This is a genomic window from Helicobacter cholecystus (assembly GCF_003364215.1).
Taxonomy (GTDB): Bacteria; Campylobacterota; Campylobacteria; order Campylobacterales; family Helicobacteraceae; genus Helicobacter_G; species Helicobacter_G cholecystus.
On sequence record NZ_NXLU01000003.1, the window covers coordinates 105,453 to 120,093 of the forward strand.

The 14,641-nt window shown below is 34.3% G+C and carries 14 protein-coding genes; 10 read left to right on the forward strand and 4 right to left on the reverse strand.

The window, feature by feature from the left end; translation table 11 throughout:
• Positions 1-6: 6 nt before the first annotated feature.
• Positions 7-1,716: a cation:proton antiporter gene (locus tag CQA62_RS03870; protein ID WP_104725123.1), complete on the reverse strand. Its 1,710-nt coding sequence runs from the start codon at positions 1,714-1,716 to the stop codon at positions 7-9.
• A 101-nt stretch (positions 1,717-1,817) separates the two neighbouring features.
• On the opposite strand from CQA62_RS03870, the gene CQA62_RS03875 reads away from it, so the two are divergent.
• The 7 genes from CQA62_RS03875 (at position 1,818) to CQA62_RS03905 (ending at position 9,383) form a co-directional block, all read left to right on the forward strand.
• Positions 1,818-3,332 (forward strand): sensor histidine kinase, encoded by a 1,515-nt coding sequence (locus tag CQA62_RS03875; protein ID WP_104725124.1) that lies wholly within the window; start codon positions 1,818-1,820, stop codon positions 3,330-3,332.
• Position 3,333: 1 nt separating this feature from the next.
• A complete protein-coding gene (locus CQA62_RS03880; RefSeq protein WP_104725125.1) occupies positions 3,334-3,996 on the forward strand; it encodes a response regulator in 663 nt (220 codons plus the stop codon).
• A gap of 91 nt (positions 3,997-4,087) precedes the next feature.
• Positions 4,088-5,419 carry a transcription termination factor Rho gene (rho, locus tag CQA62_RS03885; RefSeq protein WP_104725126.1) on the forward strand — a complete coding sequence of 444 codons (1,332 nt, stop codon included), beginning with the start codon at positions 4,088-4,090 and terminating at the stop codon, positions 5,417-5,419.
• On the forward strand, positions 5,420-6,172 hold the full coding sequence (gene murI / locus CQA62_RS03890) for a glutamate racemase (RefSeq protein ID WP_104725127.1): 753 nt from the start codon (positions 5,420-5,422) through the stop codon (positions 6,170-6,172). It begins immediately after the preceding gene.
• Positions 6,173-6,244: 72 nt separating this feature from the next.
• On the forward strand, positions 6,245-7,804 hold the full coding sequence (locus CQA62_RS03895) for an inorganic phosphate transporter (RefSeq protein ID WP_104725128.1): 1,560 nt from the start codon (positions 6,245-6,247) through the stop codon (positions 7,802-7,804).
• Positions 7,805-7,914: 110 nt separating this feature from the next.
• Complete coding sequence (locus CQA62_RS03900) at positions 7,915-9,069, forward strand: YeiH family protein (protein ID WP_104725129.1); 1,155 nt, start codon at positions 7,915-7,917, stop codon at positions 9,067-9,069.
• Positions 9,063-9,383, forward strand: a complete 321-nt coding sequence (locus CQA62_RS03905) for a thioredoxin family protein (protein WP_104725130.1) — start codon at positions 9,063-9,065, stop codon at positions 9,381-9,383. The genes CQA62_RS03900 and CQA62_RS03905 overlap by 7 nt, the downstream gene beginning before the upstream one ends.
• A 21-nt stretch (positions 9,384-9,404) precedes the next feature.
• On the opposite strand, the gene CQA62_RS03910 is transcribed toward CQA62_RS03905, so the two are convergent.
• Both CQA62_RS03910 and CQA62_RS03915 read right to left on the reverse strand, forming a co-directional pair.
• Positions 9,405-9,692 (reverse strand): CiaD-like domain-containing protein, encoded by a 288-nt coding sequence (locus tag CQA62_RS03910; protein ID WP_104725131.1) that lies wholly within the window; start codon positions 9,690-9,692, stop codon positions 9,405-9,407.
• Positions 9,689-9,928, reverse strand: coding sequence for a hypothetical protein (locus CQA62_RS03915; RefSeq protein WP_104725132.1), 240 nt, complete (start codon positions 9,926-9,928; stop codon positions 9,689-9,691). Before CQA62_RS03915 ends, CQA62_RS03910 begins: the two co-directional genes overlap by 4 nt.
• A gap of 378 nt (positions 9,929-10,306) precedes the next feature.
• Here CQA62_RS03915 and CQA62_RS03920 point away from each other — a divergent pair, with 378 nt between their 5' ends.
• Positions 10,307-11,173, forward strand: a complete 867-nt coding sequence (locus CQA62_RS03920; protein WP_104725133.1) for a helix-turn-helix transcriptional regulator — start codon at positions 10,307-10,309, stop codon at positions 11,171-11,173.
• On the opposite strand, the gene CQA62_RS03925 is transcribed toward CQA62_RS03920, so the two are convergent.
• Positions 11,153-12,031, reverse strand: a complete 879-nt coding sequence (locus CQA62_RS03925) for a cation diffusion facilitator family transporter (protein WP_324754281.1) — start codon at positions 12,029-12,031, stop codon at positions 11,153-11,155. The genes CQA62_RS03920 and CQA62_RS03925 overlap by 21 nt on opposite strands.
• Before the next feature lie 175 nt (positions 12,032-12,206).
• Between CQA62_RS03925 and typA the strand changes: the two genes are divergently transcribed.
• Together typA and CQA62_RS03935 are read left to right on the forward strand one after the other, a co-directional pair.
• Complete coding sequence (gene typA / locus CQA62_RS03930; protein ID WP_115585118.1) at positions 12,207-14,009, forward strand: translational GTPase TypA; 1,803 nt, start codon at positions 12,207-12,209, stop codon at positions 14,007-14,009.
• A 12-nt stretch (positions 14,010-14,021) separates the two neighbouring features.
• On the forward strand, positions 14,022-14,636 hold the full coding sequence (locus CQA62_RS03935; protein ID WP_104725136.1) for an NAD(P)H-dependent oxidoreductase: 615 nt from the start codon (positions 14,022-14,024) through the stop codon (positions 14,634-14,636).
• The last annotated feature ends 5 nt before the right edge of the window (positions 14,637-14,641 follow it).

Sequence of the window (14,641 nt, forward strand, 5' to 3'; positions counted from 1 at the left end):
CTCTTTTTATAGCTCTTTAGGTGCAAGTGCAGCATGAGCTAAAATTTTAGCAATCTCCTTTTTCTCATTAATGACATAGTGTAAAGGCATATCCCCCAATTGCATTTCTTCTTCTTCAGTTGTAACCTTGGCAATAATATTGCACTCTGGAGCTTCTTCTAAAAGCATTTGACAAATATGCTTTAAATGTCCCGTATCATCAACTGCAATAATCACAGCCCTAGAATCCTTTAGACTTAAATGCTCTAAAATCCCCTTTTGTGCTACATTTCCAAAAATAACACGATCTCCTTGCTTTAATCCCTTCTCAACTCTTGCTAAATTATAGTCTACAGCTACATAATTCATATGATGTTCTTTAAGCCACTGCACTATTTCTTGTCCAAAAGTCCCATACCCACAAACAACAATATGATCCCTCATTGCTTCTAGCCCTTTAATTGTATACTCTTGAATCTTCCTTTCCTCTTCACCAATACTTTTGGCAACTTTAGGTAAGAAAAAAAGTGTAATTTTTCTTAAATTCTTAAGAACAAAAGGAGTTGCAATCATTGAGAGAATAACCATTAGAGTAAGAATTTGATTCATATCTGTAGCTGAAAATCCTTTTTGCAAAACTCCAATCTCAATTAATCCTTGCAAAACTTTGCTTTCTTCATTAGTTTGCAATAAGCCGGCTTGCTGAGATATTAAAAAGATTGCAAAAGAAAACTCTCCAATTTGACAGAGCGAGAGTGCAGTTTTAAGCGCAGTTTTTGCCTCTCTTCTTAAAAGCTTTAAGATTGTAAAAATGATCCCCACCTTTAAACTCATCACAAGCACAAGAAATAATCCAATAATAAAAAAATGTTGCATTAAAAATTCTAAATCAACCTGCATTCCTACCGTAACAAAAAATAGCCCCAAAAAGATATCTCGAAAGTGTGTTAAATCTGCCTCAACCTGATGCTTATAATCAGAACTTGAAATTACCATACCTGCAATAAAGGCACCCAAAGAGTGAGAAAATTCAAAATACTCACTCAAAAGCGCCGCCCCCAAAACAATAAATAAAACTGTCCCCATAAAAATCTCATCCATATGCGTATTTGCAGCAAATTTTAAAATCTTGGTTGCCAGAAATTTTCCAGGAATAAACAAAATAAAAAGCACAACAATGGCTGAAACAACTGTTTTAATCAATAATGGAGCAAATTCTGTCTCCTTATTGCCAAGCATTGCCACCATTAAAAGAATAGGAATTACAGCAATATCTTGCATGATCAAAATTCCCAATGCCTTTTTTCCATACCCTGTTCCCATCACTTTATTTTCTTCAAAACTTTTAAGAACAATCGCTGTAGAAGAAAGAGAGAATGCACTTGCAATAATAATGCTTGTTGCTCCATTAAATTGAAAAATATAATAATTGATAAGGAAAAATATTCCTGTTGTTAAAATCATCTGCAAACTTCCAAAAGTAAGCACTTCCTGTTTCATCGCTTTAATCCGTGTAAAGCTAAATTCAAGTCCAATCATAAACATCAAAAATACTATTCCAAACTCAGCAATTTTGCTCAAATCCTCAGAGGCAGAAATTGCACGCAAATCAAAAGCATAAACAATAATTACACCCGTAACGATATAGCCAATAATCACAGGAATATCAATTCTCTTAAAAAAGATATTAATAATCACTGCAATTCCAATTGCAAAAACAAGAATAGCAAAGCCCACTCTTATACCTCCAAAAAGAAACTTGAAATAAAAATAAAATACTTTAGGGTTAAAAAATTTTATAAAATTTTACTAGAAAAGCGGCATAAAAGGTAGGATATATGGAATTTTTACACAAAATTAAAGATAAACTTCTAGGAACATCACTGCAAAGAAAGACTAAGATTCTAATCCTTAATACTCTTGTTGGTTTATTTCTCATCTCTAGCACAACAATCATCTCTCTCTTTGGACTTAAGTATGATTATGATTCTACTTTTATCAATCAAGAGCGAAAGCTCAAACAACTGATTGTGATTCAAAATCTCTACTCCAATTTGCTTATTCACTACATCAGCAAAGAAAAAACTGATGCAAGTATTAAAGAACTTCAAGATGCATGGAGAATTTTTGATCAAATCAGTGAAATGGATGAAAACTATGCAACAAAATTTAAAGACTTCTATACTCGTCTATTTCTTGATTATGAAATACACCTCAATAAACTCACAAATGATGAAATTAAAATTGCTCAAATCATTAATCATGAAATTATTGAACAAACCCCATCATTTGAGCTTTTTAAAACAACGGTGATTAATCTTAATTTTCTACTTCATCAAGCGATTGAGTTAAGAATTGAAATCCTTAATATTAAAAAACAAGCGACAAATTCGCTTTTTCTTACTTCTTTATTTGTTGTAGCTATTTTACTTGCAATGATTATCCTAACCACACTCTTTTTCTCTCATATTATCATCTCTTCAATTAAAGAACTTCATCACTCACTTCAAAAAATTGTCAATAAAAAAACACAGGAACTTAGAAACCTTAATGAACACTTACAAAAAAGAATTAAAGATAAAATCATGCAATTACGCCAAAAAGATCAAATTATGTATCAACAAGCACGCTTAGCCTCTATGGGAGAGATGATTCAAAATATTGCCCATCAATGGCGACAACCCCTTAATTCTCTCACTTTGCTTATTCAAAGTTTTCAAAGCAAATCAGAAAATGGAAAACTTACCCATCAATTCATTTGTGATCAAACTAAAAATGCCCTAAGAATTGCTAAAAATATGTCTGATACAATTGAAAATTTCCGAAATTTTTTTCACCCTCATAATGTAAGGGAAGATTTTTGCATCCAAAAAAGTATCCAAGATGCCCTCTCCATCCTCAGTTCTAATCTCAAATCCAGTGATATTGAGTTTTACACACCCTCAGAGAAACAAACAATGTTTTTTGGCTATGAAAATGCATTTTCTCAAGTCATTCTTAATCTTATCAATAATGCCAAAGATGCCATCATTTTAGAACATATTCAAAAAGGGATGATTGAGATTGATGTAGTTGAAGACAGGAATGAAATTAAAATCATTGTCCAAGATAATGCAGGAGGAATTAAACTTAAAGAAATTAATAAAATTTTTGAACCTTATTTTACGACAAAGCATAAATCTCTAGGAACAGGGATTGGATTGTATATGGTCAAACAAATCATTGAAAATCAAATGAAAGGAAAAATATTAATTAATAATTCCCATTGGATCAGTAAAATAACAAAACAAGAATATTTTGGAGCCGTTTTTACTATCCTTCTTCCCAAGGCTCTAGACACACAAGGAGAATAAAATGTCTTATGAGAAACTTAAACACCTGACTTTATTATATGTTGAGGACGACAATGATACACGAGAAGCAAGTGCAACAATCTTGGAAGATTATGTAGGAAAGCTCATTGTTGCAAAGAATGGAAAAGAAGCCCTTGATCTTCTTGCTAAGCATCAAATTGATCTTATTCTTACAGATATTTTGATGCCAAAAATGAATGGGATTGAGATGATTAAAAAGATTCGTGAAGGTAAAATCAATCCTCAAATCCCCATTGTTATCACTACTGCACATGCTGAAACTCAATACTTACTTGATGCAATTTATTTGCGTGTTGATGGTTATATTCTTAAGCCAATTGTTATAGCTGATTTGCTTGACACACTTGCAAAAGTTGTCCTTCCCCTCATTCAAGCTAGAATGATTAGCAATCAAAATCTACTCATTAGTGCAATTTCGACTTTTGTAGGAGGGAAAAAGATTGAAATCATTCGTTATTTACTTAAAAATATCGATGAGGACTATATCTTTAGAGGTTCTTATGAAAGCATTATGGAAACTTTAGATGTCAGCAAACCCACCGTTGTCAAAACCTTTGCACAACTTATAGAAACTGGATTGATTACAAAAATTAAAAACAAAATTTATCGTCTTCATCCTGATATCATTCAAAACAAGGTATAATCTCCTTGATTACAAAGGGTATTTCTACCAAAAACCCTTTTTCACTTTAATATAGGCACTCCCATTCTTATCTAACACTTTAAGGAAAACGATGACTCAAAAAGAAAATAAAGAAATAAGAGAGAGCAAAGAAAGCAAAGGCTCAAGAACCCATACTCCTGTTGATGGGTATAAAATCGAAGAATTACGTGCAAAAAGCGTTAGCGAACTTACTAAAATTGCAAAAGGCATTGGGATTGAAAATCCTCAAGAATACAGAAGGCAGGATTTAATTTTTGAAATTTTAAAAAACCAAGTCAATCAAGGGGGCTATATCCTCTTTACAGGAATCTTGGAAATGAGCCATGAAGGCTATGGTTTTTTAAGAGGGATTGATGGAAATTTTACAGATAGCCAAAATGATACCTATGTCTCTCAAAGTCAAATCCGACGTTTTGCGCTTAGAACTGGAGATATTGTTACAGGGCAAGTGCGCCCTCCAAAGGATCAAGAGCGCTACTATGCACTCTTAAAGATTGAGGCGATTAATTATCTTTCTCTTGAAGAGATTAAAAATCGCCCCCTTTTTGATAATCTTACCCCTCTCTTCCCCCTTGAACAACTTAAGCTTGAATACAATCCTCTTAAAGTAACAGGAAGAATGCTCGATCTTTTCAGCCCTATTGGTAAGGGACAAAGAGCTCTCATTGTTGCCCCTCCTCGCACAGGTAAAACCGAACTTATGAAAGAATTAGCTCATGGAATTTCAAACAATCACCCAGAAGTTGAGCTAATGGTTTTGCTTGTTGATGAGAGACCTGAAGAAGTCACTGATATGGAAAGAAGCATTAAAGGACAAGTCTTTAGCTCTACCTTTGATCTGCCCTCAAGCAATCATATTCGTGTTGCTGAGCTCGTCATTGAAAGAGCTAAGAGAATGGTAGAAATGGGACAAGATGTTGTAATTTTGCTTGATTCTATCACAAGACTTGCAAGAGCTTATAATGGTGCTACACCCTCAAGTGGAAAAGTGCTTAGTGGTGGAGTAGATGCCAATGCTCTACACAAACCAAAAAGATTTTTTGGTGCTGCAAGAAATATTGAACAAGGTGGAAGTTTAACCATTATTGCCACAGCTCTTATTGAGACAGGCTCAAGAATGGATGAAGTCATCTTTGAGGAATTTAAAGGAACGGGAAATAGCGAAATTGTCCTTGCAAGATCCATTGCTGATCGAAGAATCTATCCTGCCTTTGATATTCTTAAATCTGGGACAAGAAAAGATGACCTTCTTTTAGGCAAAGAAAAACTTACAAAGGTTTGGATGCTCAGGAATGTAATGCAACAAATGGATGATGTAGAGGCTCTAAGTTTTATTTACTCCAAAATGCAAAAAACTAAGGACAATGAAGAATTCTTAAATCTAATGAATGAAAAAGAGTAAATGAGAGTTGGGATTTTTGATAGTGGTATTGGGGGGGTAAGCGTTTTAAAAAGTTTGCTTGATGCTAAACTTTTTGAAGAAATTATTTATTATGGAGATACCGCAAGAGTTCCTTATGGCACAAAGGATAAGGAAACAATTATTGCCTACTCACTTCAAGCGCTTGATTTTTTTATCCCTTTTGAGCTTGACTTGCTCATCATTGCTTGCAATACAGTCAGTGCCTATGCACTTGAGATTTTGCGTCAGAAAGCCCCCTACCCTGTTATAGGTGTAATAGAGGCAGGAGTTCTAGCTTTACAAAATAAAGTATCCAATAAAGATTCCTCAATCCTTGTTTTAGCCACACAAGCCACAACAAACTCTCAAGCCTATCCCAATGCCCTAAAAGCTCTAGGCTATGAGCATATCCAAGCCATTGCAACAACACTTTTTGTCCCATTGGTAGAAGAAGGAATTTATGAGGGTGAAATTTTAGAGGCAACCTTAAAATATTATTTTCACTCCATCACCACTCCCCCAAAGGCTATTATCTTAGGATGCACACACTATCCTTTTATTTCTAAGGCAATCTCAAAATATTTTAAAGAAAAAAGTTTACTTATTCACTCTGGGGAAGCAATCTTACAACAACTTAAATCCACCCTCTCTCTTTCTCCACATAACAAGGAAGCAAAGCTAAGTTTTTACTCATCACAAAACAATCTCTCACTCCAAGTTCAAGCCCTCTCCCTCCTCTCTCAAAGGTCCTAAATTCTTTTTTAATAATCTAAAAATGTTATGATTATAAACGGGTTAATGCCCTACTTCAAAACAAGGATTTCTATGGATATCAGAGACTTTAAAGAGCTTGAAAAAGCTACAAAGTCAGCACAAAAAGATGCTCTTCGTATTGGATCTGTTGTATTTTTTATTGTTGCAATTTCTCTTTTTGCTTTTAGTATAGAGGGGATTAGCAATCCTCCAATGCTTGTATTTGCAACAATTATCGGGGGTTATATGGCAATGAATATTGGAGCAAATGATGTTGCCAACAATGTTGGCCCTTCTGTAGGCTCTAAAGCAATGACCTTATTTTGGGCAATTATTATTGCAGGAATCTGCGAGGCTTTAGGAGCAATCATTGCAGGAGGTGATGTTGTTTCCACAATCAAATCAGGGATCATTGATCAAAATGCAATCACTGATAGTCATATTTTTTTAGTTTTGATGTTTTCAGCCCTGCTCTCAGGTGCTCTTTGGTTAAATCTTGCCACATTTTTGGGTGCACCCATTTCTACAACCCATTCACTTGTAGGCGGAATCTTAGGGGCTGGAATTGTAGCAGGAGGAATAGAGATTGTAAAATGGAATGTTTTAAGAGATATTGCACTAAGCTGGATTATTTCTCCTGTTTTTGGTGGGATTATTGCTGTAATTTTGCTTATTATTATCAAAAGAAGCATTTTTTATAAATCTGATAAAAAGCAAGCAGCCAAACAAGTTGTGCCCATTCTTATCACTCTAATGGTTTTTACATTTTCACTCTATCTCATTCTTAAGGGATTAAAAAAACTCTTCCCCATAGAGTTAGGTGTCGCATTAAGTATCAGTGCAGGATTAGCAATTTTAGGTTTTTTTATCATCAAGCCTTTAGTGAAGAAAAAGGCCAAAACTCTTGAAAATACAAAAGAAGATATCAATGAGCTTTTCACAATTCCCCTCATCTTTGCAGCCGCACTCCTTAGTTTTGCCCATGGAGCAAATGATGTTGCCAATGCCATTGGACCTCTTGCAGCAATTAATCAAGTTTTAAGTGGTGCAGAATTTGGAGGAAAAGCAAATGTGCCCCTATGGATTATGGTTATAGGAGCTTTAGGGATTTCGCTTGGACTTGCACTCTTTGGCCCAAAACTGATTAAAACTGTAGGCAATGAAATTACAGATTTAGATAAAAAGCGTGCATTTTGTGTGGCTATGAGTGCGGCCATTACTGTGCTTATCGCTTCCCAACTTGGACTACCCGTAAGCTCTACACATATTGCAATTGGTGCAATCTTTGGAGTTGGTTTTTTAAGAGAGTATCTTCACAAAAAACAAGATCTTGCTCAGCAAATGATTTTGAAAGCTCATGAGGGAAAAGATGAAGCACAGGTTCAAGAGTTTCTTAAAAAATATAATACTGCAAGCATGAAGCGTAAGGGAATGATGCTTGAAGCTCTTAAGAGAAAAGAAAATAAACTCTTGGATAAAAAAGAGAGAAAAACACTTAAAAAAGCTTATAAATACGAACTTGTTAAACGAAGTGCTTTAAATAAAATTATTGCCTCTTGGCTGATTACTGTTCCCTGTTCAGCACTCTTAGGTGCAGGAATTTATTATCTTCTAATATGTTTAGGTTTCTAATCAATTCTAAGGAGTGAAAACTTTAAAATACAAAAGTTACATTTTATGATTCTTTTTATTCTTAAAGTAGTATGATTTCAATTTATTTTAATCTAACTTTAGGAGTAACAATGAAACATCATCATGATCATGTGAAAAAGGGAGGGGTTTCTTATTGGCTTTACCACTGGGGTTCAATCATTAAATCAAACACCAAAGGATTGGTGTTTGTTGGAGCAATTGTTTTAATTTCTATGCTTCTTGCAGGAAATAAAGAGGTTCATGATAGCACCCACCTTGCAGCAACTGCATTTGCGATTCTCATTGGATCAGCCCTCTCTCCAGTATTTTTTAAATATCAGCATCCTCTCCAAGCAGGAGTACATTTTAGTGCAAAAAAACTTTTAAGATTAGGAATTATTCTTTATGGATTTAATGTCACACTTACAGAGTTGGCAAGTGTTGGATTCTGGGGAATTTTACTCTCTGTTATTGTGATTGTCGCTGTCTTCTTAATCTCAGTGATTGCTGGAACAAAGATTTTTGGACTTGATAAAGAAACTTCAATGCTTGTAGGTGCAGGAAGTGCTATTTGTGGTGCTGCGGCAGTATTGGCTCTAGAATCAAGTTTAAAATCTGATTCTTTTAAAGGAATTATTGCAGTGGGAACTGTTGTAATTTTTGGACTTTTATGCATGTTTGCCTATCCTATTGCTTATGCATTAGGTTTGATTCCAGGACTTGATGGCAATGGAATGGGTGTTTTTATGGGTGCAACTTTGCATGAAGTAGCCAATGTTGCTGGTGGAGCTGAAATGGCAAAAGATATGGCTTCTAATACCTTTTCTCAAGGTGCTGCAAATATTGCAATCATTGTAAAAATGATGAGAGTGATTATGCTTGTTCCCTTTCTTTTGATTGTAACGATGCTCTTTGCAAAAGAACAAGAACATGAGGCACAAATTGATGGAAGAAGTCATAAAAAGATTCAAATCCCTTGGTTTGCTTTTATGTTCTTAGGTGTGATTATTCTCAATACTTATTTGGCAAAAATTTCATCCTTTGAATTGATTGGAAGCTTTAGTATTGCAGATCTTGTAACTGTCGGAAAGTATCTATGCACACTGAGTATTGTTTTTTCAATGGCAGCATTAGGTTTGCAAATTGATATTAAAAAGTTTATCCAAGCTGGTGGAAAAGCTTTTGGTTTAGCATTTTTACTCTGTCTTGTGCTAATCTTTGGAGGTTATTTTTTAACTTTAGCATTTAAAGGAATTTTATGGTAGAAATCATTAATAGCCAAAAGTATCAAGAGGTCATAAAAAGTGGAAATGTTCTAATTGTTCTAGGTTCAACTTGGTGCAAGGATTGTGTAAAAATCGAGCCTTTTCTTAAAGAATTCAAAGAAATGTATGCAAACAAGATTGAAATTTACAAAATTGATACGAGAGAAAATGAAGAGCTCAGTTTAGAGCTTAATATTAGAGCAATTCCTACTCTTATCTTTTATCATAATGGCTCTGAGGTCGGAGAGAGATTGGTTGAACCGCAAAATAAAGATTTAATCCAAAATGCGATTAAAGAAAATTTTTCTCTTTAATTAAGAAGGGCTTCCCTTCTTTTAAATCTCTCCCAATCTTTTATCAATTTCACTTAAGCTGTATTGAAGATATTTTAAAACTAATTCTAATTTTTGCTCAATCTCTTTTGTTTCAGGGGAAAGCAATCCTTCAAACAAAACAAGAAGTTTTTTTCTCTGATTGCTTAAAAACTCTTTCTCATCAATCAAAGAGGCTGAAAGGATCTCACGATCCGCAGAGAGCATTTCTTCAGGAGTGGGTCTATCCTTTTTCCCATCAATTTGGGAGAGAGTTTCTAAAATTACTTCTCTTACATCAATTTGCTTCATTTTATTAACCACCTTTCAATTTCTTGAATTTGTCTCTCTCCTTGAGCTTCTTGAAAAAATAGCTTATTTTCAAGACTCACTCCTTCAAACTTTACCCACTCATGTCTTGTACGAATAATTCCAATCTTTGCCTGTAGAGGAGATTGCCCAAGTGATAAAAGTTTATGATAAATTCTTGATGCTTTCTCTCTTTGGCCTTTCTTTTCTAATACGATTGCCTCATTTAACCATTCCACAAACTCCTCCTATCGTGCATAAATCTTTTCTCTTAATTAAATTGAAAAACTCTTACCATAAACAAAACAATCCAAAGACCATAATCATGTTTTTCAAATCATTTTTTACCTTAAATTCTGCAATCTCTCTTTAAGCAAAGTCTTGCAAATATATAACTTTGCCTCTGAGCTTTAAGTTTCAGACTTACTCAGATTGATTTTTTTATTTAATCATAATTTTTTGAGTTTTTTCAAGTTTATATTCCAAAAGGTCCATTTGCTAAGAATAAAAATTTCTTATAATTTTTATAAGTTCTTGAAACATTTTTTTGTCCTTTTTATGGTGAAAAGTTTGAAATTAGGGCATTATATAGTTTTTATTTCATTTTGGAGAAAATAATGAATCACTCACTGCAACGCCTTATACAAATTATTCAACGCCTTTATCGTGGAGAGAAGTTAAAAATCTCAAAACTTGCCAAAGAATTTCAAGTGAGCACAAAAACAATTCAAAGAGATTTAAAAGAAAGACTTAAAAGTTCACTGCTGATTAAAGAGGGGCATAGCTTTTTTCTCTCTCCAAAAGATCGTGAAAATAGTGATGATTTTATTTTAGATTTTCTCTACAATCTTGCACCCCATTATGGGGATGAATTTTCTTATCGTCTTATGCAAATTCTTTCAAAATATCAAGCCATTAAAAATGACCGACTCTTCCTCTCTTTGCAAACTCCCACACTCACTCATAAACTTAATGAAATTCTCTGCATTCAAAACGCACTCAAAAAGCAAGTGCAAATTAAACTTTTGTATAAAAATACTCCACTCACCCATCTTTCCCCTGTAAAAATCCAGGCAATCAATGGAATTTGGTATCTTTTTGCTCTACAAAATGAGAAAAAACTTTTTTTAAGTTTGCAAGAAGTTTCTGAAGTCAAACTTGAGAGAAAAAAATTTTTTATTTCCAAAGAAGTGCAAAGACGCTTTGAATCTGATTTTTTTGAAACTCCAAAAATACTGATTTCACTCTTTGTCTATCCACAAATTGCTCAAGAATTTCAAAATAAAAAATTTGCCCAACATCAAAAAATTATCCAAGATAAGGAAGGAAGTTTAATTATTGAGTTTTTAAGCAACAATTTAGAGGGTGTAGAGCAAGAAATTCTTAAACATATTCCAAATGTTGCTGTTCTTGAACCCCAAGAGCTCAAAGAGAGAATTGAGAGTAAGGTGAAGCTTTATAGCTCACGCTGTGATCTCTTCTAAAGAATCATCATAAGGATCAAGATGGCTTAAAATCACCCACTCCAATCTTTGCTCAAGTTTTGATAAATTCTCTTCAATTTCATCTGAAATATTATGTGCATCAAGCAAGGAAATATCCTCATCAAAAACAAAATGCACTTCTAAAAAAAGTGTATTTCCTGAGATTCTGCTTTTTAATCCATGATAACTTGAAATAGGTGCACTAGAAAGCGTAAGTTTAATTTGTTCTAGTAATTCTTCATCGACACTTCTATCCAAAAGATTAAGAATTCCCCTCTTTGCAACCCCCCAAGCTCCATACATGACATAAATTGCGACGCAAATTCCTAAAATTGCATCCACGCTCTGCCATCCTGTAAAATAAACCACACCTAACGAGACAAGCACAGCACCATTGCTCAATAAATCTGTCTTATAATGCAATAAATCTGCTTGCAAAACTTCATTTTTACTTTTTTTAACCATAAAAAATAAAAAAGTTACAAGTAAAGCTGTAACAATGAGTGAAAAAATCATCACACCAATAGTTTGATGAAGCTCTAAAATATGCTCTTTTGAGATAATTTTACTCATTGCCTCATATAAAATATAGCTTCCAGAAATTCCAATCACCACTCCTTCAAGCAAAGAGGCAAGAGATTGAATCTTTCCATAACCATAATTAAATTTTTTATTTGCAGGTTGCTCTGATTGATGGAGTGCAAAAAAATTAAATACACTGATCATCACATCAAGTAAAGAATCAATCGCACTTGCAAGAACTGCAACAGATCCACTAGCAATTCCCACAATAAGCTTCACTACAGCAAGTATAGAAGCAGTACTTGAAGCAATCAAAGTAGCAATTTTTGGTGACATCAATAACCTTTTTTCTCACTATTATATCAATTATGAGATAAGATAAAAAACATTTATTCGAACAATTTCATATCATAAAAAAATATAAAAAATTGTCTTGAATTTCATATTTTTGTTGGTTAGAATTTGCGTCTATTTTTTAAAAAAATACCTCAAATTTTTATATCGGAGAATTATGCAAAATATCAGAAATATCGCAGTAATTGCACACGTAGATCATGGGAAGACAACTCTTGTTGATGGTCTTTTGAGCCAGTCAGGAACTTTTAGCTCTCACGAACAAGTTGATGAGAGAGTGATGGACAGTAATGATTTAGAGCGCGAGCGAGGGATTACCATTCTCTCAAAAAATACAGCTATCAACTATAAGGGGACAAAAATTAATATTATTGACACCCCAGGGCATGCTGATTTTGGTGGAGAGGTTGAACGAGTATTAAAAATGGTTGATGGTGTATTGTTGCTTGTGGATGCACAAGAAGGAGTAATGCCACAAACAAAATTTGTTGTCAAAAAAGCTCTAAGCTTTGGAATTCGCCCTATTGTTGTAGTCAATAAGATTGATAAACCTGCAGCTGAGCCTGATAGAGTTGTGGATGAAGTATTTGATCTCTTTGTTGCAATGGAAGCTAATGATGCCCAGCTTGACTTCCCAGTGATTTATGCAGCAGCGCGTGATGGATATGCAATCAAAAATCTTAGCGATGAAAGACAAAATCTTGAACCTCTCTTTGAAGCAATTTTAGAGCATGTTCCCTCTCCTGAAGGCTCAAGCGAAAATCCACTTCAAATGCAAGTCTTTACTCTTGATTATGACAATTATGTAGGAAAAATTGGTATTGCAAGGGTATTTAATGGGAAAGTGAAAAAGGGTGAGAATGTTATGCTTGCTAAAAGCGATGGAAGCAAAGAGAGCGGAAGAATTACCAAACTTATTGGCTTTTTAGGACTTGCAAGAACTGAAATTGAAAGTGCAGAGGCAGGAGATATTGTGGCCATTGCTGGATTTAATGCTGTGGATGTTGGAGATTCCTTAGTTGATCCCAATAACCCTATGCCACTCGATCCAATGCATCTTGAAGAACCAACAATGAGTGTTTATTTTGCAGTCAATGATTCTCCTCTTGCAGGAACAGAAGGCAAGCATGTTACAGCCAACAAAATCAAAGACAGATTACTGAAAGAAATGCAAACCAATATCGCAATGCGATGTGAGGAAATGGGGGAAGGAAAATTTAAAGTCAGTGGTCGAGGTGAGCTTCAAATCACAATTTTGGCAGAAAATTTACGAAGAGAAGGATTTGAGTTTTCTATCTCTCGTCCTGAAGTGATTATCAAAGAAGAAAATGGTGTAAAAATGGAGCCATTTGAGCATCTTGTCATTGATGTTCCTCAAGATTTTAGTGGTGTGATTATTGAAAAACTTGGAAGAAAAAAAGCTGAGATGAAAGCAATGAATCCAATGGGTGAGGGATACACTCGCCTTGAGTTTGAAATTCCAGCATGTGGGCTTATTGGTTATCGCAGTGAGTTTTTAACAGACACAAAAGGAGAGGGAGTGATGAATCATTCTTTTCTTGAATTTCGTCCCTTTAGTGGAAATGTAGAGAGTAGAAGCAATGGTGCCCTGATTTCTATGGAAAATGGTGAAGCAACAGCATTTTCACTCTTTAATATCCAAGAGAGGGGGGTGCTTTTTATTCATCCACAAACAAAAGTATATGTAGGAATGGTGATTGGTGAGCATAGTCGTGACAATGATTTAGATGTCAATCCTATTAAATCTAAGCATCTTACAAATATGAGAGCAAGTGGAAGCGATGATGCAATCAAGCTTGTTCCACCAAAAGAACTCACACTTGAGAGAGCATTAGAATGGATTGAAGATGATGAAATTTTAGAAATCACACCCCAAAATATTAGAATTAGAAAAAAATATCTTGATCCCACTCAACGTAAAAGAATGGCAAAAAAATAACAAAGGCAGAGAATGAATAAGTTTTTGGAGGCAATGCGTTTTGCTCATGCTTGTAAGATTTTTGATGAGAATAAAAAAATCCCAAGAGAGCAATTATTAGAAATTTTGGAAGCTGGAAGGCTTACTCCTAGCTCTTTTGGTTTAGAACATACAAGAATGATTGTTATTTCAAACCAAAAGCTCAAAGAGGCAATGATGCCACTTTGTTGGAATCAAAAGCAATTCTCCACCTGTTCAGAAGTTGTGGTTTTAACTTCTTTGCTGCAAGATATTATTGCTCCATCAGCTTATATTCAAAATAGTATGCAAGAAAGAGGCTTGGATGAGCGCTATCTTAATCGTCTCAAAAATTTTCAAGAAGAAAATTTCAAAGAAAGAAAAGATTATGAATCTTGGAGCAAAAAACAAGCCTATCTTGTTGCTAGCTCAATGGTTAATTGTGCTGCTTTTATGGGGATTGATTCTTGTTATATTGAAGGCTTTGAAGTAGAAAAATTAGAAAACTTCTTTGAGATAGAGATCCAAAAAGAGCGTATTGCCTTAGTGCTCACTTTTGGTTATCGCATTCAAGAGCAAAAACCAAAATATCGCAAACCCTTAGAAGAATTAGTAAATTTTAGAGATTAAAGGAA